This window comes from Chlorogloeopsis fritschii PCC 6912 (assembly GCF_000317285.1).
In the GTDB taxonomy this organism is placed as follows: domain Bacteria; phylum Cyanobacteriota; class Cyanobacteriia; order Cyanobacteriales; family Nostocaceae; genus Chlorogloeopsis; species Chlorogloeopsis fritschii.
In genome coordinates this window covers 1-24794 of the sequence record NZ_AJLN01000107.1, presented here as the reverse complement: position 1 = coordinate 24794, position 24794 = coordinate 1, and the positions used below count along the sequence as shown (strand labels likewise).

Annotated in this window: 20 protein-coding genes; 6 read left to right on the top strand and 14 right to left on the bottom strand. The window is 40.2% G+C overall.

From position 1 onward, the window contains the following. Nucleotides 1-12 precede the first annotated feature (12 nt). The 8 genes from UYC_RS0122265 to UYC_RS0122230 all read right to left on the bottom strand — a co-directional run bounded on the left by UYC_RS0122265 (nucleotide 13) and on the right by UYC_RS0122230 (nucleotide 8709). On the bottom strand, nucleotides 13-618 hold the full coding sequence (locus UYC_RS0122265; protein ID WP_016875091.1) for a hypothetical protein: 606 nt from the start codon (nucleotides 616-618) through the stop codon (nucleotides 13-15). A 341-nt stretch (nucleotides 619-959) separates the two neighbouring features. Next, complete coding sequence (locus tag UYC_RS0122260; RefSeq protein WP_016875092.1) at nucleotides 960-2633, bottom strand: alpha-amylase family glycosyl hydrolase; 1674 nt, start codon at nucleotides 2631-2633, stop codon at nucleotides 960-962. A gap of 240 nt (nucleotides 2634-2873) precedes the next feature. Beyond that, nucleotides 2874-3503, bottom strand: coding sequence for an HPF/RaiA family ribosome-associated protein (locus tag UYC_RS0122250; RefSeq protein WP_016875094.1), 630 nt, complete (start codon nucleotides 3501-3503; stop codon nucleotides 2874-2876). 361 nt (nucleotides 3504-3864) lie between these two features. After that, nucleotides 3865-4530, bottom strand: a complete 666-nt coding sequence (locus tag UYC_RS0122245; RefSeq protein WP_016875095.1) for a phosphoribosyltransferase — start codon at nucleotides 4528-4530, stop codon at nucleotides 3865-3867. 105 nt (nucleotides 4531-4635) lie between these two features. Beyond that, nucleotides 4636-5043, bottom strand: coding sequence for a DUF2267 domain-containing protein (locus UYC_RS0122240; protein WP_016875096.1), 408 nt, complete (start codon nucleotides 5041-5043; stop codon nucleotides 4636-4638). A 120-nt stretch (nucleotides 5044-5163) separates the two neighbouring features. Then, nucleotides 5164-5301 carry a hypothetical protein gene (locus UYC_RS38015; protein WP_157171266.1) on the bottom strand — a complete coding sequence of 46 codons (138 nt, stop codon included), beginning with the start codon at nucleotides 5299-5301 and terminating at the stop codon, nucleotides 5164-5166. A gap of 170 nt (nucleotides 5302-5471) precedes the next feature. Continuing rightward, nucleotides 5472-6644, bottom strand: coding sequence for a homospermidine biosynthesis protein (locus UYC_RS0122235; protein ID WP_016875097.1), 1173 nt, complete (start codon nucleotides 6642-6644; stop codon nucleotides 5472-5474). Nucleotides 6645-6798: 154 nt separating this feature from the next. Next, the gene (locus UYC_RS0122230) at nucleotides 6799-8709 is read right to left on the bottom strand and encodes an ATP-binding protein (protein WP_016875098.1); all 1911 of its coding nucleotides are present in this window, start codon (nucleotides 8707-8709) and stop codon (nucleotides 6799-6801) included. A gap of 435 nt (nucleotides 8710-9144) precedes the next feature. Between UYC_RS0122230 and UYC_RS0122225 the strand changes: the two genes are divergently transcribed. Beyond that, the gene (locus UYC_RS0122225) at nucleotides 9145-9348 is read left to right on the top strand and encodes a hypothetical protein (RefSeq protein WP_016875099.1); all 204 of its coding nucleotides are present in this window, start codon (nucleotides 9145-9147) and stop codon (nucleotides 9346-9348) included. A gap of 978 nt (nucleotides 9349-10326) precedes the next feature. Then, the gene (locus tag UYC_RS0122220) at nucleotides 10327-11184 is read left to right on the top strand and encodes a cyanophycinase (protein WP_016875100.1); all 858 of its coding nucleotides are present in this window, start codon (nucleotides 10327-10329) and stop codon (nucleotides 11182-11184) included. A gap of 122 nt (nucleotides 11185-11306) precedes the next feature. On the opposite strand, the gene UYC_RS0122215 is transcribed toward UYC_RS0122220, so the two are convergent. From UYC_RS0122215 to UYC_RS0122205, 3 genes are all read right to left on the bottom strand, one after another. Further along, nucleotides 11307-12449 (bottom strand): glycosyltransferase family 4 protein, encoded by a 1143-nt coding sequence (locus UYC_RS0122215; protein WP_016875101.1) that lies wholly within the window; start codon nucleotides 12447-12449, stop codon nucleotides 11307-11309. A 194-nt stretch (nucleotides 12450-12643) separates the two neighbouring features. Next, entirely contained in the window at nucleotides 12644-13504 is an 861-nt protein-coding gene (locus tag UYC_RS0122210) for a glycosyltransferase family 2 protein (RefSeq protein ID WP_016875102.1), read from the bottom strand. 328 nt (nucleotides 13505-13832) lie between these two features. Then, complete coding sequence (locus UYC_RS0122205) at nucleotides 13833-15011, bottom strand: glycosyltransferase family 4 protein (protein ID WP_026087484.1); 1179 nt, start codon at nucleotides 15009-15011, stop codon at nucleotides 13833-13835. Nucleotides 15012-15808: 797 nt separating this feature from the next. Between UYC_RS0122205 and UYC_RS0122200 the strand changes: the two genes are divergently transcribed. Together UYC_RS0122200 and ygfZ are read left to right on the top strand one after the other, a co-directional pair. After that, a complete protein-coding gene (locus UYC_RS0122200) occupies nucleotides 15809-18223 on the top strand; it encodes an NHL repeat-containing protein (RefSeq protein ID WP_016879659.1) in 2415 nt (804 codons plus the stop codon). A 122-nt stretch (nucleotides 18224-18345) separates the two neighbouring features. Next, entirely contained in the window at nucleotides 18346-19329 is a 984-nt protein-coding gene (gene ygfZ / locus UYC_RS0122195) for a CAF17-like 4Fe-4S cluster assembly/insertion protein YgfZ (RefSeq protein WP_016875105.1), read from the top strand. A gap of 155 nt (nucleotides 19330-19484) precedes the next feature. On the opposite strand, the gene UYC_RS0122185 is transcribed toward ygfZ, so the two are convergent. The 3 genes from UYC_RS0122185 to UYC_RS0122175 form a co-directional block, all read right to left on the bottom strand. After that, nucleotides 19485-20240 (bottom strand): DUF5331 domain-containing protein, encoded by a 756-nt coding sequence (locus UYC_RS0122185; protein ID WP_016875107.1) that lies wholly within the window; start codon nucleotides 20238-20240, stop codon nucleotides 19485-19487. A 55-nt stretch (nucleotides 20241-20295) separates the two neighbouring features. Then, nucleotides 20296-20622: a (2Fe-2S) ferredoxin domain-containing protein gene (locus UYC_RS0122180; protein ID WP_016875108.1), complete on the bottom strand. Its 327-nt coding sequence runs from the start codon at nucleotides 20620-20622 to the stop codon at nucleotides 20296-20298. A 111-nt stretch (nucleotides 20623-20733) separates the two neighbouring features. Continuing rightward, nucleotides 20734-21708, bottom strand: a complete 975-nt coding sequence (locus UYC_RS0122175; protein ID WP_016875109.1) for a cysteine synthase A — start codon at nucleotides 21706-21708, stop codon at nucleotides 20734-20736. Nucleotides 21709-22371: 663 nt separating this feature from the next. Here UYC_RS0122175 and UYC_RS0122170 point away from each other — a divergent pair. Together UYC_RS0122170 and UYC_RS0122165 are read left to right on the top strand one after the other, a co-directional pair. Further along, on the top strand, nucleotides 22372-22689 hold the full coding sequence (locus UYC_RS0122170; RefSeq protein ID WP_016875110.1) for a hypothetical protein: 318 nt from the start codon (nucleotides 22372-22374) through the stop codon (nucleotides 22687-22689). A 25-nt stretch (nucleotides 22690-22714) separates the two neighbouring features. After that, on the top strand, nucleotides 22715-24794 hold a 2080-nt coding region (locus tag UYC_RS0122165), incomplete at its 3' end, for a dynamin family protein (RefSeq protein ID WP_016875111.1).

Sequence of the window (24794 nt, the reverse complement as noted above, 5' to 3'; positions counted from 1 at the left end):
ACTTTTCAGAACCTATGATTTGGAGTTTAGCCGCATTGCTAATTCTGTAAACATAGCTGCAAGGGCAGAGCGATCGGTTTTTTCGGCACGAATTTCTTGGGCTTCCCGCTGTAGCAGGGCCAATATTTCTTCGTATTTTTGCCGGATGTCATCGTGTAGCGTTTGAGATTGATTAAGAATTTGCTGACGCAATTCCCGTGCTTTTGTGGTAGTTTGTTCTTCAAATTGAGCTAGTTTTTTGTCTACAGAAGTGGTGAGATTTTTTTGTTCTTCACTCAATGCTTTCACTGCTTCATCGCGTTTTGCTTGCTCGTTTTTTAGTTGTTCTGCTAATGCTTCAATTTCTGTTTTTAGATAGTTTTCCAGGGTATCTAAACGTTTTTTTGTCTCATCCCGCAAGTTACCACATTCTTTAACAAGTCTGTCTTCTAAGCGTGTAAATCTTTTTTCAAATTCTCGTATTTGGTTACCAAAAAGAATCGCCCTAACTTTATCTAAACTGGTACTTTCACCAAAATTATTATTACTAAATGTTGCCGGATATCTCTCCTGGGCTGATAGCCCTGAGGTGGAATCTGTAAAATTATTATTATTATGTTCTTCTTCTGGGAGATTCATACATTTAATCCTTTTTAAAGTTCAATTGATTTTATTTATTTTCGATTATTTATTAGCAATATGGTAATAAAACTGTAAGTTTAGAACTTTGATTAAGATGAGCAGCTTGCAAATTTTTTGCTTATTCTTAAATAGTATCGAACTTTAGCATTTTAGATATATTAGTTTATTACTCCCTGGTAGGATGATGGAATTAAATAGCAAATTGCATCTACCAAAAGGAAGAAATATACTTCAATAATGGAAAATTTTCCGATACCCTGGAAGGGTGCCGCTATACAAACTAAGCCTGCGGAGGCAGGTTAGTACATAGATAATTAGTATGAAATAAGACCAGTAAATTAGTGCCAGATAAAAATTTGTGCTTCCCATGCGCCTAAATCAACTTTCAACTGCCCATTCGCAGATTGAGTATTGTAGTCTTTTGTCCATTCATGCCAATTGCCATTAGCAGGGCAATTGGGAATGCAGTAATTTCCCAGATACCGATCAGAAAAATTTGCTATCACTACAACTCGTGAGCCTTCATCATTCCAACGCACATATCCAAATACATGATTCTCTAGATTTTCGTGGAAAAACTCGATATTGCTTGTTCGCAAAGCAGGATTTTGTGTGCGGAGTGCAATTAATCCCTTGTAATACTCTAATAAGTTGTGATTCAAATCGTTCTTTACTAGAGGCCATTCCACTCTACACTGCTGAGTTGATGATGTTTTGTGGGTGTATTCACCAAACTCTTCTCCCATCCAAATCATGGGAACTCCTGATGCTGTCATCAAAATTGCCACCCCTAATTTCACCCGCTCAAAAGCAGCTGCCTCAAAAATACCGCGATCGCCTAACTCAGCGAAAAGGCGATCATGATCGTGATTGCATAAATAATTGACTACACTAGTTACACCCTGAGGATAATTCTGGCGGGTAGGATCTAAAACTTCTTTGAGTTGCTCCAAATCAAACGTCTCCCCCAACAGATGTGCTTGCAGGCAATGGTAAAAACTATCATGCCAACAGCCATCCATAGGCCCATTAGGAGTAACAAGTTTCGGAGTTTCGGGAATATTTTCACCTATATTATAAAAAGGTTTAGAGCCTGCATATTCTTTGGCTTTCTGAGTAATCCAATACAGGAAGTCGTAGTTATCAAGTTGTTTCAAGGCATCGTAGCGAATACCATCTATGTGATATTCGTGTATCCAAAAGCGCACTACATCATCTATAAATTGCCACGCAGGACGAATGCCTAGATTTTCGTCTTTATACTCGTAATTAAACTCTGGCCCCCAGTAATCTTTTGGATTAGCATTGGGATGGTGGCGATCGCGGTAGTACCAGTAATCGCGGTCAATGTGTAGTAGCGGGTGTTCTTCTGAAGAGTGATTATACACCTGATCTAAGATGACGCGAATACCTCTAGCATGGCACTCATCAATAAAGCGCTTTAAATCTGCTGTTGCCCCGTAGTTAGGTTGGGGAGCAAAAAAGTAGCTGGGTGTATAGCCCCAGTTATATTCGCCAGGAGCTTCATTGACAGGCATCAACTCGATTGCGTTAATTCCCAATTCGTGTAAATAATCTAATTTTTCAATAGCGTTTTGGTATTTACCTTGTTTTTCAGGAGCATCTGTGTCGCTACAAAAATCTGAAACTAGAAGCTCGTATATCACTAATTGCTCATTGCTAGGTAGTGGTTTAGCATCATGTTGCCAAACATATTCATCAACAATTTTTTTACCATTTTTAATCCGTACCAAACCATTGCCTGTTTTATAGTCAATCTCTGTGACGTAGGGATCGTTGATTTCTACCCACTCATTCGACTTGTTTGAGGAACTTTTAGACTGCACCCGAAATTTATATTGATAAATTCCTTCCTTCAGTTCTATCGATGTATAAAAGTAACCTCGCTCATCTTTTTGTAGGGGAATCTCTTGCCACTCAGAAAAAGATCCTAGCAGCGCTGCTTTTTGATTCTGCGGCGCAAATAATTTGAATTCAATGTCATTACTCATGCAGTTCTCTTTTCCCAAACAGCTTGATTGGTTTCCATACGCAGTTTGAAAATACAAATTAAGTGGACTGCGATCGGCTTTTTGATCAAAAGCAAAATCAGCAGTCCACTAGAGCGCGTTCTCCAAGCTTTTACGCTTCTGCTTATAATGCAAAATTAGCTTTTTTTAAGTTGGTTTTGCGTCTCTCTTTAGTTGGGTATTTTTGATAAGTTGAATTCAACTTTTAACTATCACAACCATCTACTCATTCCAACCTAAAGGTGGTTCGATGATATTTTGTTCCACCTTACCGGCACGAGCACCAGGTTTATCAACAATCTTTACCGTACTCGCTTGTGGCCCTTCTTCACCAAGTTCTACGAAACAACTTACACCTGTGCCAATTTCTAGACGCTCAAAGTCATCATGAAGCACGCTATTACGGTGGAAGTAAATTTCTTGTCCGTCTAGAGTTCTCACAAAGCCATAACCCTCTTCTGGAAATAGCTTGGTAACTAGTGCCGTTGTTTGTTGGGTGTTATCTTGAACTTTGGCTCTGTCATACTCATGCTGCTGCTCGCTGAGTTTTTTGAGCTGGCGAACAGCTGCATTAAAAGCATCTCGGATTACCGACTCTAAGGGTGGATATTGGTTGACATCTGGCGGATTGCTCTCGGCTACGAGTTCGTGCCCAGGGGGTACTGTCATGTCAATTCGCACCCGATATGGTGAACCAGCACGCGGGCGATCGTGAATTTTTTCAATAGCAATGTGGCAGCTACTAATGTAGTTACAAACTTGTTCTAGTTTGGCAATCTTTTCGTGAACTAAGGCATCAATAGCATCAGTTTTTTCTAAGTTGCGATAAGTAATTTCTGGTGGAACTTTCATCTTTTATTCTGTTACTGCAATGGATAAACTTTTATCGAAAGTTAGTAGGGGCGGGTTTAGTAGTTAGTTTTGTAGGGTGGGCACTGCCTAACTTTCTTCAAACCCTTATTTTTAGGTTGTGGACACTGCCCACCTTACAGTGAATTGCGTGCGATCGCGCTTAATCTAATTCTTATGGTGTAGATAATTTACTTGCTTTATAGGTTGCAAGTTCTAACCACTTTCCTAATTCACATCTTGCACCAGTTTTTTAATTGCGATTTTTGTAAGGTGGGCATTGCCCATATCGTAAAAATAAGGTTTTGAGCCAAATCTAAGCAATGCCCACCCTACGGTTATTGAGAAAGGTGCATGATATCAGCTAAACATGAATTGCTGATTCCCGATCTCGCTTTGCTGCTTTTTCTAACAAACTTCGCACTTCTTCATCCGAGGTTTGAGGAAAATTCTCGTACCACAAACCAACGCTGTAGAAAGGGGTAGGTGTGACGGCGCAAACAACTTCATCTACTTCAGATTCAAGCTCTTGGCAAGTTTGGGGTGCAGCAACAGGCACGGCAACCACAAGCCGCGCTGGTTGTTGTGTCAACAATGCCATAATAGCCGCCCGCATGGTTGCACCTGTTGCTAAACCATCATCTACTACAATTACGGTGCGCCCGCGTATAACTGGGAAAGGGCGGTTACCCCGATAAAGGCGTTCTCGTCGCTCCAATTCCTGTCGTTGTTTTGCCTCTTCTCGGCTGATTTCTGTCTCTGTCAAACGAAGCGATCGCACTATATCCTGATTCAAAACTCGCACACCACCACTGGCTATTGCTCCCATTGCTAGCTCTGGCTGATCGGGTACGCCTAGTTTGCGCACCACAAAAACGTCCAAGGGAGCATTTAGGGCTTTAGCAACTTCAAAGGCAACAGGTACGCCTCCCCTTGGTAATGCTAACACCAGTACATCTGGGCGGTTAGCATAGGCAGCTAACTCTTTGGCCAAAAATTGACCTGCTGCTGTTCGATTTTTGTATAGCACAGTGTCCACGCTCCTAAAAATGTTTCTTATCGATCTAAAAAAATTTATCCACCACTGAATATGCCAGTGGTGTGGTTATTTAAACTTCCTATTAGAAATTGACAACTAAGCATTCACGCGCATCGTTCCTTGGCTACCAGCTTCAAATAGTGGATTGAACTCTTCTGGAAGTTGGGCGCGAATGTCATTTATTTCACCTTGGCTCACTGCTTCTTGGAGAACTTCTATCACCGCACGAGCATGGAAGACAGCTTGAGGTAATTCTACACCTTCTCTGACACTAACTCGCTGGAAGAATTCATCCAAAGAAAAACGTTCCCCCATTCCTGCGTCTATATGTTGCATATAGTCGGCAATGCCCCTTGGCAGTTGAGAAGCAGCGTTGATCGGCTCGTTGTCAGCCAAGCGTTCAGCGAGTGTCTCCAAGGTTGCACGGGTTGCCACTTCTGCATCGCCCCGTGAACTCAGACGAGCACGATGTTGAACTTGTCCAATAAATTCATCGTGTTGCATTTTCCCTCCTCATAATTTTTCAATTCTTGACTTGGGATGTTCGATGATACCTGTAATCCTTGCTTGAAATTTTTCTTCTGAACCAATCCTAATAAACCTGAAAAAGCCCTTTCCTCCAACTTATGGAAGGTGATTCTCAATTTTATGATCTGCTGAACGAAAGAGTTGTACAAATTCTGGATTTTTGATATTTCTAAAAATTCGAGAAAGCGATCGCACGAAGATCTGAATCGGGAAATTACGTATAAAATCAGGCATGAAGCCTAAATTTGCGTCAAAACAAGGATTTAGCAATTTGAATTAACAAACATAAAAGGTGAAAGGTTAGTAGATAGTAGAAAACCACTAACCACTGTATGGGCGGGTTTAAAAGATAAATTGTCGGTTTTCACCCATAGATCATCAATCAAACTCGCCTCTACCATCCACTAAAGAGTATTGTGAATCAACCTACCACAGGGATAGGTGGCTACTTCTTCTGCACTATCCGCTACGGCAGCAGGTATTTTCTCTGTTGGCTGGGTTTTCGCTGCAAAATAATCTGCCTGCAGTTTTTCTAGCATTTGTTGGCGCTTGTCATACAGTCGCTTTAGAGAACGAGGTTGACATCGGTTAATTACATATGCAGTTACTAGGGGCAGTGCGATCGTGCTGTCGGTGTAACAAACAATCGTGCTGGGTAACTCATCCGGATCAATTTTGCCCCAACTGACTGCTTCTGAAGGCGTAGCCCCCGACAAACCACCAGTATCTGGGCGAGCGTCAGTAAATTGGACAAAGTAATCGTGTCCTCGTTCTTCTAGCCCCAATACTTCATGAATTTGCGGTTGAGTTTGGAGCAAAAAGTTTTTGGGACTGCCACCACCGATAATGACTGCTGCACTCCTACCTTCTGCTTCGCGGGCATGGTAGACGATCGCTGCGGTTTCATTCACGTCAATGGCTGGATCTAATATTAACTGGGAGCCTTCTAATGCTAGGGCAGCAACGTTCATGCCAATAGAGCTATCACCAGGAGAAGATGTGTAAATCGGTACGCCACATTCATAAGCTGTTGCTAACAAGCAAGAATGCTCAATTCCTAGTTGCTTTTCTACCTCCCGAACATACTTGCCTAGCAGATAATGGAATTCCGCAGTTCCCATCCGCTTTTGAAAAGGTTCTGCTTGCAAAATCTTCCGAATAAAAGCATCTGTTTCTAACAATACATCGTAGCTAAAAATAATGTCATAAATACGGATAGTACTTTCTTGACGCAGCTTGACATCGTTTAAAAATGGATTGCCAGCAAATACTTCAAAACCCAAGCCATAGTGCATATCATGATAAAGATTGGCACCAGTACTAATTATCCAGTCAATAAAACCATTACGCATCAATGGGGCGATCGCCGAAACCCCAAATCCTGCTGGTGTCATTGCACCGGAAAGGCTAACTCCTACCGTTACACCTTCTTTGAGTACGTCTTGACTAAGTAGCTGGCATACTTCCCGCAACCGTGCCGAATTGTAGGCAGTGAAGTAATTATCAATCAAATCAACTACCCCAATTTCTTTGGGCATAGGTGTGGGTGTGATTTTCTTGCCCAGCTGTTTTGACATTTTTGATAGTCCCCAAAACGATCGTGAATAAATTATTGCCGATGCGCTTCCTGTCGGTTAAAACCTGCGAGGAGCGCAAAACAAGTTTGCAAGACAAGCACCTTCACGTCAAGAAGAAGGGGGTAGGGGGGGCTTGCCCACACTCTGTTCTCGCTCACAAAACCGTATTAATTTCTTTCAAATAAACTCTTGTAAACGGTTCATCTTCTCCGAGTGTGTACTCTTCTATCAAACCTTGGCGTTGAATGAAAATATTATCTTCTTTTTTAATCACTACAGTTGAGCCATCAATAACATCCCGTACCAACATCATCTCAATTTCAGTGGGATTATTCAGAACCACCATATTGCTACCGTAGTAAAACATACCTTCTTGTTCCAGGGTGTCTTGCTCATACTCAGCAATCAACAAGTCCAACTTGGGATTGCGTAACAAAGTTTGGACGTTGCTATTGTAATCCTGATGCAAAAATTTTTTTGACCGATTAATAAAAACTCCATCACCACAGATAGCACCTATCGTCCAGTCTGGATGCAGTGACAAAATATGGTCAATAGTTTCTTGAAGTTCGTGAACTGAGATTTGGTTAAAGGTAATAATTGGTATCCTGGCGTCAGCACCTGTTTCAAAAAAGGTTTCCAAAATATAGGAAGGCACATCTACGCTTTCACCAACAGCAGGATTAAGATGCATCAAAACACCAGGAGCAGCGTTGATTTCCAAAATTGCAAAGCTACTTTCTTTCCAAGATTGGGCAAGATTTTCAGCTATTACATCAATGCCCAAGCAAACTAACCGAAAATGTTGGGCAACGTCTTGCGCCAAAACAATATTGTCGGGATGAAGAGTACGAGTTGCATCAATGCTCACACCACCTGCCGAGAGATTGGCAACTTTGCGCAGATAAACAGTACGATCTCTTTCAATAATGCTGTCTAATGAAAAACCCTGTTCTTCAAGGTAAAGTTCCATCGCCTCGTCGCGCTGAATTCTACTCATGGGCGAGGTAGGTGTATCTAAGCGAGCGGGTTTTCGATTTTCTCGTTCGATTAACTCGTCAATCGTTGAATATCCATCACCTACAATGGATGCGGGGCGGCGTTCGGTAGCTGCAACAAATCTACCGTTGACGCATAATAAACGATAATCCTTACCGCGAATACTTTTTTCGACAATAATCCGAATTCGCTCGTTTTCTGGAATAGCCTCAACCGCTCTCCTAAAAGCAGATTCTAGTTCATCTTCGTCTTGAATATCGGCAGTGACACCAATTCCTTTATGACCGATTACAGGTTTAACCGCAACTGGATAGCCGATTTTTCTTGCTACAGCAAAAGCTTCTTTTTCAGAAACAACTATATCACCCTTGGGTACCGGAAAACCCAAGGTTCCTAAAAATGCTTTGCAGTCATCTTTGCGGGTAGTAAAGTCAGAATCTAAATGACTATCGCCATCAAATGTCGTTGCTATACCACGAACTTGTTTTTTCCCATAACCGTACTGCATTAATCCTTCTTCCCACAGATAGAAGGTGGGAATACCTTTTTGATGAGCTGTTCGCAATAAGGCGTAAATTGTTGGCCCTCCGTAAACAGACTGCCGGAATCTTCTTTGCAGCACTCGTAATTGTTGTTCAAAGACAATGTCTTCTTCTTGAGTAATCGCTTCAAACCAATCCCAAACAAAGTAAACTACAGCTCGTGTTGTGGCTTCGTGTAGCGATTGCACGGCAATTTTTACGTATTTACCATTCGGTTTGATGCTCCAGCGATCTAGGTGCAAATCCATATCCAACTTTCCCACTTCCGCTACGGTGCAGGCAAATAGCTGGGCGTAGGATTCGTAGGTTTGGTTGCTTAAGTGTGGGTAGCGATCGCTAATAATTGATACATAATCTTCTATAGGTAGAGGTCGCCAATTCTCAGTCAAATTAAAATCAAATACTAATGCTCCTGTATCTAAGTAGGGGTTTGGCCCAATATAATGCTTGAAGTTGAAGATATCAAAAGCATCGGTTTTTCTAGCATTAACCCGGACTGTATCAGTGCTTTTCTGTTGAATCATTAGAATATATACCTTTAACGAAACACCCTGGTATCAGTATGCTGGTTTACTTTGCTCCAGATTTACTGTCTATAAATTTATTAAAGTAAGTATGGGACTGTAAGCAATTGCCTTGCAGTTTACTTGAGCATTGAATCATTATTTATCTGTATCAGTTTAATCCTATTGATAGAATTTTTTAGCTATCTAAAGGTATATTCAAGCTGTATAGAATCTTCCTCACCCAATCAGCCTAAGTACTGGTACTGAAGTTAATATGAACTCTGAATACAGAATTGGTAAATTATTCTGGCTCTTAACAACTGAGGCACTCAACTTTTTTCTTGATCAAAGTTAAATGTCAGTCTCATAAAGATATAACTTTTGAATGGTGCAATATGATGCCAAAATTTATATAAATAAAAATACGCAAAAATTTTTAGGAGACAGCAAAGTATGCATATTACCCAGGCTGCTCTCAGAAATGAAGTTCGCCACCTTGCTGAGGAAGCTTTTCACCGTAAACTCATTTCTGGTTATGGAGATGGCCCAGATAAAAACGAGTTTCAGATTGTATTCCAAGGTAAACCCAGACATTTTCCATTGGAAGAAGCCCATTCTTTTTTAGTAAATCTACTTTTCAACAACCAGACAAATTAGCAAAATTTTTTATTTTTTACGTTTGAAGTATGATTTAACAATCACGGTTGAATAAAAATTTTTATATTTTACTCTCGCTTAGTATATTTTTCATCGAGAGTATTTTTTTATCTAAATAGAAGCCAGAAGTCAAAAGCCAGAAAAAATTCTTCATTGTAACTTCTAAATTCTGTATTCTTATTCAAGAAATACACAGATATTCGACCTCTCAAAAAGTCGGATATCTGGCAGGAAATTCTCATAAATACATATTTTTTTCAAAAAATCTCTAATTAATTAGATATATTTTAAGAATTAGATTTACCCATTTATATTCCCAACTATCAAAATTAACTGTCAGAAGAAACAATATAAATATATCATAAGAATGATGCGATAATAGCAATAAGTATATAAAAATAAAAAATAGAAAATATAGAAATTAAAAAATAGGAGTATTAATTATAATTACGGTTGGTGAAATTTTAGATGTATAAATAACTCGATTAAAAAACAACCGTAAAAATATAAAGTAGAAAAATGATCTTTTGGCTGAGAAAAATATAGGGGTGTATTGTTGTCAGTATTTAATTAGTATTCCCCTAATTTCTACAATCACTTACCTAAGTTCTTATGCAGTTGTGGAACACTGCTAATTAGGTAAGTATATCTTGTTTCTGGTTCTCGTTACCAGATTAAACCTAGCCACGAGGTTTTCGAGGCACTGTCTCCAGGCAGTTAGGACTGGTGCAAGACTCTCATGGGCGACTGCCCACAATCAGGGCATGAAAAATCGACCACCGATACACACAGATAGACACAGATACATACAGATGGGTTACGGGTGTGCTTCGTTAGCTCCCTTTTAACCCTCTTTCAAGACAGATGTAAATTTTCAAATACTGTAAAAATCGTCAACATTTGGTCTTCGACCAAAGAGATGTTTTTATACATTTAATTGTCATGTTTTCCTAATATTAACTCACAATCGGAGGCACTATGGCAGGGGATGGAAGCAAGCGGCAGTTAGTAATTATTGGGGGAGCGGAAGATAAAGAGGGAGATTGCCAAATTCTACGGGAGTTTGTGCGCCGATCTGGGGGTACAAAGGCGCGAATTGTAATTATGACGGCAGCAACAGAGCTACCTAGAGACGTAGGAGAAAATTATATTAGAGTTTTCGAGCGTTTAGGAGCAGAGGAGGTGCGCATAGTTGATACAGAAACTCGTGAAGATGCCTCTTCATCTACTGCTTTAGAAGCAGTGAGGAAGGCAACCGGAATATTTTTTACTGGTGGCGATCAAGCTCGCATTACTAGTATTCTTAAGGATACCGAACTCGATGCAGCGATTCACAAGCGCTTTTCGGAAGGTGCGGTGATCGGAGGCACGAGCGCGGGAGCGGCAGTGATGCCAGACGTGATGATTGTGGAAGGCGATTCCGAAACAAATCCTCGTATTGAAATTGTCGATATGGGCCCCGGTATGGCTTTTCTGCCTGGGGTGGTAATTGACCAACATTTCTCACAACGTGGGCGCTTGGGGCGCTTAATTTCTGCTTTGGCACAGCAGCCTGCCGTTTTAGGCTTCGGTATTGATGAAAATACCGCTATGGTTGTTACTGATAGCCAGATTGAAGTGATTGGAGAAGGCTCTGTCACTATCGTTGATGAATCAGAGGTTATACACAGTAACGTTGAAGAAATTTTGAGAGATGAACCCTTGGCAATATGCGGAGCAAGACTTCATATTTTGCCCCATGGATATAAATTTGACTTAAAAACCCGCAAACCAATTCTAAATGGTCAGCAGTCTATGGCAAATGCTCCTGTAGCTGCTCAACCAGCAAATGCTTAGGGAACTCGGTACTGGGGACTAGGGACTAGGGACTAGGGACTAGGAAGAGGAGCAGACGGAAAGAGGGGAAGAATTCTTCTCCTTGTCCCCCCATCTCCGTGTCCTTTTCCCAATCCCAATCACTAATCCCCAATACCTAACAGTAGTTGGGCTATTTGCTGATTGATGTTTTCCACATCAAAACGTTGACTGGCGATTGTCTGTCCACATTTGGCGATCGCTTCAGTCTCATGGGAATTGCCAAGACAAGCAGTAATTACTTGTGCAAGTTCTTGGGGTTTTCCTGGTGTAACTAAAAAACCATTAACACCGTGTTCTACTAATTCCAATGCACCACCTGATGCAGCTGCTACTACAGGTCTGCCACAGAGCATAGCTTCTACAATTACCCTACCAAAAGGTTCTGGAGCTGTAGAAGTATGCGCCACTAAATCACAAGCTGCCATTAATTGAGGAATGTCTGAGCGAAATCCTAAAAATTTAACTCGGTTTTCTAGTTTCAGGGTAGCGACTAGTTGGTGCAATTGCTGGACGTAATCTTGCTCGCCGAATAGGGCATCACCTACTAAAATTACTGTTACTTGTTCAGGACATTGAGTTAGGGCTTCTATTAATATATGCTGTCCTTTCCAAGGAGCAAGACGGCTAAAATGTCCAACTACAAATTTCCCATTTAGTTCTAGTGTTTCTCGGATTTGATTAACAACAGAACTATCGGTTAGATAATTTTTTGGATTAAAACCGTTGTAGACAATTTCGGTGATATCTGCGCGTCCTCCCGCTTCCAAAAAAGCTATTTTACTAGCTTGGGAATTAGCAATTACTAATGAGGAAAAACGATTTGCAGCCGTGACAGCAATGCGACGGTTAATCTGGCTAAAATGCTCCAGCGTAAGAATATCATGTAAATGATAAACTAGAGGACGGCGGCTGAAAAAACTAGCTACTGCCCCGACAACTAATGCTTTTTGTGTATTGGCATAGATAAAATCATATTTACGAGCTATTTGTGTAACTTTAACAATTAACGGTAGAAGTTGCCCGATACTTCCCAATCCTTTGAGCAGGGAGCTTTCCTTACGAACTTGTATGGCTTGAGTTGTTAAAACCTGAACTGGGATATGATTTTCTTCTAGCAATGTTTTAAATGAACCATCGGCAAATAAACCAACTAGACAAGTATCTTGATAAGGTTTGGCAATGTCTATCAAGCAGAGTTCTGCACCACCGGGTTTACCGCTTTGATCTAAAAAAAGTATTTTCATTTATGTAGGTTGGTAAAAATAAAGTTAACTAATTAAGGTTGTCATTAGTCATTGGTAGGGGCGGGTTTATTTAGATATTTCATCATCCTAAAAAGATTGTTGTTAAAACCCGCCCGTACTTCCAATCATTTTACATTCCTTAACTTAGTTGCTTTTATTCTTGCCTACCTATTTAATGTTTTACGCCTAATAATCTAAAACGGCAGATAGCCATATTTAATACAACCCCGCAATTGCCCGCCCCGCCATGCCAACTCCATTAAACATTGAACTAAGGTAACTTTGTTACGGACTTGTAGCAGCAGGCGTAAAGGCAACATTACCCCTGTTTTGAGTAGGGTTTTCCATGATATCAATTGAGGCATTCCTATTGGTCGATGTTTTTTATACAACACAGCTTCTTGGCAACCCATCTTCCATGCACGATCGCATATACTCATAGTGCTGGTACGGAGCCGAAAATGAACAACTGCGTCTGTGACTTCATATGGTTTTGCTCCAGCTTGTTGCAGTCTCCAGCAGTAGTCAACATCTTCGAGTTGTAATAAAGTTTCATCAAAGCCGCCGATCGCTTCGTGTAGAAAACGCTTGACACCCAAATTATTACCACTCAGCATTGGTAAATAGGGATGATTATATATTCCACTACCTTCCTCGCATCCAAAAACTTGTACTATCCAAGGCTCATTTAACTTCCAGTGTTCATCTCGACCTCCAACAAGGTCATACTTAGATAGAGCCTCACCCATTGCTGCTACCCAACCAGGTGCAACCTCGTCGTCAGCGTCACAAAATGCTAAATATTCTCCTCTAGCAACAAGTGCACCAATATTGCGGGCGTGTGCAGCCCCTGGTTTATAAGAGGCATCGACAATTTGCAGGTTTGGTAATTTTGCTAAATACTCATGAGCGATCGCTAACGTGCGATCGCAAGAACCATTGTCAGCAATAACTACTTCCCAAGCTTTAGAGTATTCCTGTTGTGCTAGTGCTTCTAGTTGCACGGCAAGCGTTTTCTCTGCATTGAAACAAGGTAAGATCACGCTTAATTTCATAACTAATTACATTCCTAACCAGAATTCTTAGTTTGGTAAATTTTTCACGTTAATTTTTTTGATAAGTAAGGCTATATTGTCTGTCATGACCTTACTTTCAAAATATTATTTGCGATTCACTTTTACCATACACAATTTTTTTTTCTTGGCAGGATGAATTTTATTAGAATTAATTATGAACGATAATTAATACTCAATAATTTATGATTTTTGACTATGCTTAAGTATAAGAAGCATCGAATTACTGAGTAATTAAAAAATTTCTATAGCAATCCTAAATCGTTTATTAACAATTTCTGTTCCCTGACCTCATGAGCTAATTTTCAACTCAAAACGGTGATGCTAACATAACTTTTCTGACTGATTGAGCTATTTTATGCCAGTCAAAGTTAGCAACTGCATATTGATAACAGTCTTCTCTTGAAGGTATTGGTACTGTCCTTAACAGCACTTGTTCTAATCTTTCAGCAATAGCTGATGCTTCAGTAGAAGACGTAATTAACTGGGGTGAAAATGGTTCTAAAATTTCTGGCATACCACCTACAGGAGTACACAATACGGGAGTACCACAGGCGAGGGATTCGACTATTGCCAATCCAAAACCCTCAAAAGACTGACTAGGCATTACAGTTACATCAGCTGCTTGATAAGCTATTGGTAATTGCTCATCGGGTAAAAACCCTAAAAATTTGACGCGATCGCTCAATCCTAGTTCTGCTGCTTGTTCTTGGAGCGTTTGTTGCATATGACCGCGACCGGCGATCGCCAGCAAAAAATCAGGTATTCTTGGCTTAATAATTGCGAGGGCTTCCAGCAACTTGTCAATTCCAACTCGGCACACCAAGCGGCGGGTTGTAAAAATAATCGGACGATCTTGCGGCCAGCCTAATTTAGCACGAGCTTCTTGTCGTGATAAATTGGTCTGAAACCGATTAATATCGACTCCACCAGGAATAATGTGGATTTTGTCCCAGGGAACTTGATATTTTTGGTGTAATATTTGACCAAATGCTTTGCTGAGGACGATAAAGCGATCGCTGCGATCATAAGTGCTTTTTTCGATCAGCCGATGTTTTAGCAAAACAGTGATCTGTTGATGAACAACCTCTTGCTTGCTCTCGTATGCCCAAGGCCCGTGAAAATTATAGGTAATTGGTACTCCTTTGGGCAACAAATCTAAAATCGGAAAACTATATAATGCAAAATGCAAATTAATTGCATCTGGCTTAGTCACTCTTGTTTTTTTGAAGTTATTGCGAATAGACCACAGCCGTTGCAAAATAGGAGCATCTGGCGAAGCCAGGTTAGTTAATTTAATCTGCGAATTCGGTTCAGATTCTGGTAAACCAACTCCACATATTTCAATGCGATCTTGATTTGCAGCTAATTTCTGAGTCAGTTCATAAACATATCTTTCTAACCCTCCGGGTGTTTTGGGAAACCATCCTGCTCCCACACAAAGAATATATGCAGATACTGAAGTATCGTTTTCTTGGTTACTTTTCACCTCTTGTTCTCCAATGATCCACTGCTTGCCTTTATATTTGTTTTTACTGATTTTCACCACCTTTTTTGAAAATAGCAAGGCTTGGGTGGTGATTCTACTGATATTCTCTGATTGTAGATATTATCAGTAAATAAAACAGTAAAACCACAGATAGATTTTTAGAATAATTTCTATCTAATTTCAGATGATTTTTACTTTAAGTACTACAGGAATCTATATTTTATCCATAATACAACTATTAATAGTGAATTGAATAGGAATTTTGGATTCAAAATTCAGAATATTTTCTTCATCATGCTGAATTATAGCCACAGATGACTCTATTATCTCTTGGCAAAAGTAAAAACCAGAAAAACATCAATTTTGTTTGTTTTAATGGTGAATTATGTATAAATTAAAATCGCCATATTTATTTCATACATATTTTAAGATGTAATTATGAAGAGAATGTGATCGTCAAATTATTTATATAAAAATACTGAGAAAATATGAGCTTTCAGAATTATTTTTCTGAGTTAAATAAATTTACAATAAAAAAATAATGTATTTTTTATAAAGTTTGTGTAAACTAACGCCTTTAATCTACAATGTCCGATATTTTGTATAAGAATATGATTGACAATGTTAATTATCAATATTGTTAGTAATAAGAAGAATGTAATTTTAGTATATATTTTTTGAGTATAATTAGCCACTGTTAATAAATAAATAAAAATCAATAGACGTTATTGAAAAGTTCTTAGATGTTAGGTGTTATGGATTTTTATTTGAAGGTAAGGTTTTGTAATTAACTAGATATGAACAACAAATTGCTACGTTATCTCAGCAAACTCAGCCGAAAGCAACTTAGTAGAATGCAATTACTCTATCGACAAATCAAGAATTTGTTTTGGGGTAGGAATTTCCGATCTGATCAATATTTCAAGTTTTTACTTAGTCTGATTCTTGGAATCACAACTGCAATTGTAGTTGCAATGTACGTGAGTGCGGACGTTACACCTAAAAATGTGACTGCAAAAGCTACGCCGGAAAGTGTGACTGCAAAAGTAACACCTGACAATGCGATCGCACAAGCTACTCCTGCAAACGTAACTGCGGCAGTTACGCCGGAAAATTTGACTCCAGAAGTTATACCTGAAAATGTGACTGCCGAAGCTACTCCTGAAAGTTTAACTACGCAGGTTGCAGCGGCTGCTAAACCTTACACAACTTCTTGGATTGGTAATTCTTTTGGCGGTGGGAAAAAGTGGGTACAAATTAACGTACACGATATATATGTTACTCCTGACGGTACAGTCTATACCAATACGCCGTGGGATGAAGCGGGGCGAGAAGTTGGAATTTATAAAAATGGCGATGTGATTGGCAAAGCCGAGCAAACCCATGGATGGGGAAGATTCGGGGGAGTTGCGATCGCTGTAGATACAAAATATATGTATGTTGCAATGCACCAGTATCCTGGGGGTAAAGCAGAAGAAGATTATCCTCGCGAAGGAACTGAATGGCATTGTATCCGCCGCTATGACTTATCGGGAGAGCCTGCACCTTTTCCTGGTGGGCGTGGCTGGGATAAAAGTATGTTAATCGTCAGCACTGCCAAGAAAGGTGAAGTGACTGGGTTGGCAATTGCAAACGAACTTTTGTACGCCAGTGACAAATTAGCCAATCGAGTCCGTGTTTACAATAAGGCTACGATGAAGGAAATACGTAACTTTGCAGTTCCTAATCCAGGCAAGATAACGATTGATAAAAAAGGAAATTTGTGGATTCTTCAGCACAAACTTCAACATAAAAATGACAAAACCCCTATCAAACTTTTGCATTATTCTCCAACAGGGAAGCAGTTGCCTGTAGGAATTGCAGATATCGTTGAACCATCAGCGATCGCAATTGATAACCAAGGTAGGCTATTAGTAGCAGACAATGGGCCGCGTCAGCAAATCCTAATTTATGACATTACAAATAAGCCAAAACAGGTTGGCACTTTTGGTATTAAAGGTGGTATTTATGCAGGTAATCGTGGTGAAATTGGCGACTTGAAACTTTACGGTGTTAGCGGCGTCGGTACAGACGCAGCAGGAAATATTTATATTAGTAATGTTGCCTTTGGTTACAATGGTTCAGGTACGGATTTGCGGGCATTTACTCCATCAGGAAAATTAAAGTGGCAGTTGCTTGGTTTGAAATTTGTAGATAGTGCTGATGCCGATCCTGGTACTGATGCGGTAGATGTATATACCAAAGAAGAACATTTCACTATGGACTACCGTAAAGGTAGCGGGAAGGAATGGAACTATAAAGGATACACGTTAGATAAATTCCGCTATCCTAACGATCCACGACTACACATGACGCCTTCAGCTGCTTTTGTTCGTCGCATTCAAGGAAAACGTTTCCTGTATATGTCTGCGGATATGATGGCAGAACGGTTGTTAGTCTATCGTTTTGATGGAGAGACAGCTGTTCCATGCGGCATTTTTTCTAAAACTCATAGTAATTGGCCGACTAATCAGTCAATTAAAGGTAGTTGGTTATGGCGAGATGTGAACGGTGATGGTTCGATGCAGGCTAATGAATATCAAAGCCTGGGTGAAGATGACATTTCTGTTTGGGGTTGGGAAATTGATAGCAAAGGGGATGTTTGGCAAGCAGCAGAAGCTGGCTACATCAAACATTTTCGTTCGCAAGGATTAGATGCTCATGGCTGCCCTGCTTACAGCCGTACTGCTGTAGAAAAGATTCCCATGCCAGCACCTTTTAAAACCCCAACTAGAATCGAGTATATTCCCGAACAAGATGTGATGTATTTGTCAGGATATACAAGCGATCGCCCCAACATAGATGGTGATTGGGGATTAGCAGGTACAGAAATAGTCCGCTACGACAACTGGAGCAAAAAGAGAAATGTGCGCTGGCGAATACCTTTACCTTATGAACCCCATCGCGATCCAAAATTGCACATGAAAGCGATTGATGTGGCTGGGGACAGAGTTTTTGCCGTTAGTAGTAAAACCGCAGAAGTTTTTGTTTACGATGCGAAAACAGGAGCGCCAGTAATACAATTAAAACCCGGCCCGGAAGTTTTTGGCGAAAGTGGCTGGATTGATATACCTTACGGTATCCGCGCTTTTCGTCGCTCAAACGGTGAGTACTTAGTTTTTGTGGAAGAAAATTCCAAAGCGAAGATACTAATGTATCGGATACCGGCATAGGGGATAGGGGACAGGGAACAGGGAACAGGTGATAGGGAACAGGGAACAGGAAATAGGGAACAGGGGATAGATAAGTAAAATATTCCTGTAACCTGTAACCTATAACCTATAACCTCATCGCCATGTCCACATCTGCCACTAACAGTCAAGACACAGCGGCTATCCAAGCAGCACAAGAAGGAGTTGCTATATGCGATCGCTCTCATTGGGGGCGCATTAAAGTTGCTGATGACGATCGCCTCCGCTTTTTGCACAATCAAAGCACTAATGATTTTCAAACACTAAAACCAAATCAAGGTTGCGATACAGTTTTCGTGACATCCACCGCCCGTACAATTGACTTGGTAACAGCCTATGTGATGGAAGATGCTGTTCTGCTGTTGGTTTCGCCAAATCGGCGTGAGTTTTTGATGCAATGGCTAGATCGTTACATTTTCTTTGCTGACAAAGTACAGCTAACCGATGTTACTGATGAAACAGCTACCTTTAGCTTACTAGGGCCGAAAAGTGATGCAATTGTAGAAAAGCTTGGTGCTGGAACTATTATCGGTCAAGTTTATGGAAATCACTTAAGTTTTGATGGGATACGTGTAGCTGTTGGTAGTGGCTTGGCTTCTTTTGGGTATACTTTGATTTTGCCAGTTGCTTTGAAAGAAACAGTTTGGAACAAAATTGTAGAGTTGGGTGCAGTACCAATGAGCGATCGCGCTTGGGAAGAATTGCGAATTACTCAAGGACGCCCTGCACCAGAACACGAACTAACAGATGATTATAATCCGTTGGAAGCAGGTTTATGGCAGACAATTTCGTTTAACAAAGGTTGCTACATCGGACAAGAAACTATCGCTCGTTTAAATACTTATAAAGGTGTAAAACAGCACCTCTGGGGTATAAACTTAAATGCTGGTGTTGAACCAGGAACAACAATTACAGCCGGGGATGAAAAAGTAGGCAAGCTGACTAGCATTACGGAAACTGCGGAAGGCTATCGTGGTTTAGGATATATTCGCAGCAAAGCAGGTGGAGCGGGCTTGCAAGTGCAAGTTGGAGAAGTTGCGGGTGAAATAGTAGAAATTCCCTTTGTTTCTCATGAGTACCCAGAATAATGGGGATTGGGAAGAGGACAAGGTGACACCCAGAAGGAGTGAGGGTATGAAAGAGGGAAGGTACGAGGGTATTTACTCTTATTCTCTCGCTCCCACGCTCCCTCATTCTCCCCCTCTCCCACTCTCCCCCTCCCCCCTCCTCTTCCTAGTCCCTCTTAAAATGGAATAAAAATAGCTTCTTCTTTATCCCATCCCACACCCTGACAAAAGTCATCTATCCAAGCAGTAAAATTAAAAAGTTTCTTAATCGAAAATGAGTTAACATGATCCTGAAATTCTTTTAGTGGCATTTTCACAAGTTTGTCTTTACTTTCCACCTCGTTAGCAATAATTGCAGGTAAAGATTCAAATTCGCTTTCTACCTCGTTAGCAGCAACGACTGAAGGCAAAGGTATGCAGTTACTTTCCTCAAAGTAGCTGGCAAGTACCATCGATGATACAGCTTCAGCATGACTTTCATTCCTGCTAATTAACGTCAGTAATGGAGCAGGTTTGTTGTTGTCAGCTTTTGCGATCGCTGTTAATGAAGGCAAAGGATATAGCTTGCGATCGCCTAAATTTCTATGGTTATACTTTTCACGAAGTATACTCATCACAGCAGAGTCATCAGCATCTTGATGTTCATCTGCATTATTTTCCTTGATTAAGTGCAAATGCTCTTCCGGATTAAAATTGAGATTTAAAGCTGCAACTATGCGATCGGGATTCCTATTTAATTCCAACAAAAAAGGCAGAACTTCATCCAACTGTGGCTCCAAAACTGACAAAGTCGCCAAAATAAAATCAGAGGAAGGACGACGCTGACCATTATAAGTGCCCCAGATACGCATTTTTGTTAACCAGGGACGATTTTTACAATAATACTTTACCCATTGTAGTTTTAAAGATTCACGTAGCTGCTCAATATTCATGAGATATCTCGATTCAGTCAACAAAAGTGCAGACTTCTATCAGCTATTAATAACCTTATCCCTGGGAATGAAACCGATAATAAAGCATCTTTGTCACTTTTTGATTGCCTAACAAATGCTGTTCGACTACCAAAGGCACTTCATCTGGACGGACGCCACTATACCAGATCATATCTGGCAACACCAGCACCATAGGCCCATTACCACATTGTCCTAAACAACCGCTACCCATTACCGTTACCTCAGGGATGGACATAGCCTCAAAAGCTGCTAATACTTTAGCAGCACCTTGTTTGCGGCAGGTGCGATTTTGGCAGATACGTACACATCGATTAGAAACAGGAGGTGTTGCAGGAGAGTTTGATGGTTGAGTGCTAGTCATTTGTCAAGAAGCAAGAGTAGATGTCAATACTAGAGACGCGATTAATCGCGTCTGTACAAAAGTCAAAAGTCCAGAGTTCCTTGCTATTGACCAATAACTAATGACTAATGACTATTCTGTTAATAACCCTTTTGATTGTAACCATTCACGGTTAAAGATGCGTGACTGGTAACGGGAACCGCTATCACACAAGATGGTAACAATAGTGTGTCCTGGCCCCATCTGCTTGGCAAGGGCAACAGCGGCAGCAACATTGATACCAGTAGAACCACCCATAAATAAGCCATCTTTCTGCAACAGTTGATAAACTACCCGTATCGCGTCCTTATCATCAATTTGAATAGCATCATCTGCTGGAGCGCCTTCCATATTTGCAGTGATCCGGCTATTCCCGATGCCTTCAGTAATTGAATTGCCTTCTATTTTAATTTCGCCAGTTTTGATATAGCTGTAAATACCGCTACCCATTGGATCGGCAACCACGCATTTGATTTCTGGATTTTTTTCTTTCAAGAACATGGACACACCCGCATATGTGCCGCCAGTTCCGGTGGATGCAACCCAAGCATCTACTGTACCATCTGTTTGTTTCCAAATTTCGGGGCCTGTAGTTTCGTAGTGGGCGTGACGGTTGGCTAAATTATCAAACTGATTTGCCCAGATGGCGTTTTCCATCTCAGCGGCAATTCTGCCAGATAGCTTAACGTAGTTGTTAGGATCTTTGTAAGGCACAGCAGGAACCGGACGAACTTCTGCACCTAATGCCCTTAAAGCATCCATCTTTTCTTGCGACTGGGTATTAGGAATGATAATCAAGCATTTATAGCCTTTGGCATTGCAGATATGAGCTAGTCCAATGCCAGTATTTCCCGCAGTTCCTTCTACTACTGTACCACCGGGTTTGATTAAGCCTTTTTTTTCCGCATCTTCAATGATATAAAGTGCAGCACGGTCTTTCACAGAACCTCCAGGATTGAGAAATTCTGCCTTAGCGAGAATTTCGCAACCAGTCTCCTCACTGAAGCTATTTAAGCGAATCAGGGGTGTGTTGCCAACGGTGCCTACAAAGCCGTTCTTAATATCCATTTTGAATTAACCTATGTTTTACTATAAAAATTCTTACCTATAGTGGCACTGGGATTGAATGAAGCTTGAGATTATTGCCTAGCGATCGCAGTTCCATTTAAAAATCATGACAAATAGGGCAAACCTTTGCTGCTGTTGTAATGAGAGAGCATTCTACCTTTCAAGTTTAATATATCTGATCGCCCTATTCCCTGTTCCCTTGCCTCTACCCGTAACTTTAATTTTGCCTAACCATTTATACCAATTATGGATACTTCGATAAGCTCAGTACAAGTTTTGGATTTTAAATTTTGGATGAAAACCATTGATTAATAGGCTACTTTAGAATCTTGAAACAAAACTCCCACATATAAATTTAGTATTATTAGTGGTTACAGTCTACTTAAGTGGACTTGGGCTATAAGCCAAGAAATTAATTTCTTGGCGGGCTAGGGTACTAATTGAGAATAGCAAGCCAGTACGAGCTTGAGTGTGCTGCCCTTTGAGCGCCTCTAAAAATCTAGTTCAACCCAGGGAATATACTTAAATTTATTGTTTCAAATTAATATTATGTAGATACGATAATTGCACTGATGGCAGTATAAGTATCTGTAATTTAATTTACATATAAGGCACTACTTAGTGCTGATATTCTTTCATTTGTCTTGGATGGGATGAACTAGGGTGGAATCTGAAGAAGATAAATACAAACACCTCCAACGTATAGAGCATCAACTGCGACAAAAAGAGACAGAACAGCGACTTCAGGAATTGGAAGCGGAAATTCATGCTAAAGATATAAATGTCTATAAACCTATTAAAGATAAACCTGAAGCTTCAGGAAAACTTAGACAGACGCAAGTAATTCTGGGACTTAAATTATTTGCGTTTGCAATTGTAACAATAGCAGCGGTGAAAATAGCGTCAGTTTTGGCAGGAGTAATCATCGTAGGCACGATTGGTTTTGTTGCCTATAAACTCTTTTTTACCGAGAAAAAATAATAATTTTTCAAAAAAAGTAATTAACATGGATTATCAAACAAAAACAGATGTTTTTATTAACGACTTGGAACGAGTTGTTAAAGTAAGACAAGAAGTAGCGATCGCACTAGAAGAAATTGCACAAACAATTGATAAAGCGGAATTAGCTGGAGAGGCAGGCTCTGGTAAATTAAGTTTAGAGCGTGATATTGAAGATATTAAGGTAGTCAGCAAAAATCTCCGCCAAGGCGTCTTTCGCCTATTAGTTTTAGGAGATATGAAACGGGGTAAAAGTACATTTCTCAATGCTTTAATCGGTGAAAAAATCTTACCGAGTGATGTTAATCCTTGTACTGCGGTATTAACAGTTTTACGTTACGGCGCTGAAAAAAAAGTTACAGTACATTTTAATGATGGCAAAAGTCCGCAGAATTTAGATTTTGATGAATTTAAACATCAATATACAATTGATCCAGCAGAGGCGAAGAAACTAGAGCAACAAAATAAGCAGGCATTTCCTGATGTCAGTCATGCTGTAGTCGAGTATCCTTTACCATTGCTGGAAAAAGGAATTGAAATTGTCGATAGTCCAGGATTAAATGATACAGAGGCGCGTAACGAATTATCCTTGGGTTATATCAATAATTGTCACGCAATTCTATTTGTGCTGAGAGCCTCTCAGCCTTGTACATTAGGTGAGCGGCGCTATCTGGAAAATTATATTAGAGGTAGGGGGCTGTCGGTTTTCTTCTTAATCAACGCTTGGGATCAGGTACGCGAAGCCTTAATCGATCCAGATGATGAAGAAGAGCTAAAAGAAGCTGAGGAGAGACTGCGGCAAGTTTTTCAAGCAAATTTGGCTGAATATTGTATTGTAGACGGACAAGATATTTACGATGAGCGCGTGTTTGAAATCTCTTCCATTCAAGCGCTACGGCGACGGTTGAAAGATGCTCAAGCTTCCCTAGAGGGAACTGGCTTTCCTGAATTTATGAAAGCACTCAATACCTTTCTTACCAGAGAAAGAGCGATCGCCGAATTGCGACAAGTACGAACATTAGCAAGACAAGCGTGTGATCGCACTCGTGAAGCAATTCAAAGACGGATACCATTACTTGAGCAAGATGTTAACCAATTGCGAGAACGTATTAATTCTGTAGAGCCAGAATTTACCAAACTCAGAGGTATCCACGAGCAATTCCAGCAAGAAATCAGAAATACTAGGGATGCTCAAGCAAAAGCGATCGCTGACTCATTCAAAACTTATATTTTAAACTTGGGCAATACTTTTGAAAGTGATTTTCTCCGCTATCAACCGGAATTAAATTTATTTGATTTTCTCAGCAGTGGTAAACGAGAAGCATTTAACGCCGCCCTGCAAAAAGCTTTTGAACAATATATTGCCGATAAATTAGCTGATTGGACTTTAACCGCCGAAAAAGAAATCAGTGCAGCATTTGTACAACTATCGAGAAGTGCTGCACAATATGGTGCTTCTTACAGTCAAGTAACAGACCGCATTACAGAAAAATTAACAGGAGAAAAAATCAAAGTCAATCCCGCCACTACTACAGAAGAAGATAACTCTCCAGGGTGGGCAAAATGGGCAATGGGTTTGTTATCATTCACAGGAGGAAATTTAGCTGGTTTTGCAATGGCTGGGGTAGGATTCGATTGGAAAAATATTCTGTTAAATTACTTTACTGTCATTGGGATCGGCGGAATAATTACGGCAATCACAGGTGTTTTTCTTGGGCCAATTGGATTTGCTCTACTAGGTTTAGGTGTAGGATTTTTACAAGCAGATCAAGCGCGAAAAGAATTAGTGAAAAAGGCAAAGAAAGAGTTAGTAAAATATTTACCCCAAGTAGCAAACGAGCAATGGCATACTGTATACAATGCAGTTAAAGAGTGCTTTGACTCTTACGAAAGAGAAGTTAGCAAGAGAATTAACGAAGATATTGCTGCTCGTAAATCTGAATTAAATAATTTGCTCCAGCAAAAAGAAACTCGCGAGATTAATCGCGATACTGAATTAAAGCGATTGAAGATTCTAGAAGAAGATGTTGTAACCAAATTACAGAAAGTTGAATATGCATATAGCAATTTATTAACTTACTACAGCT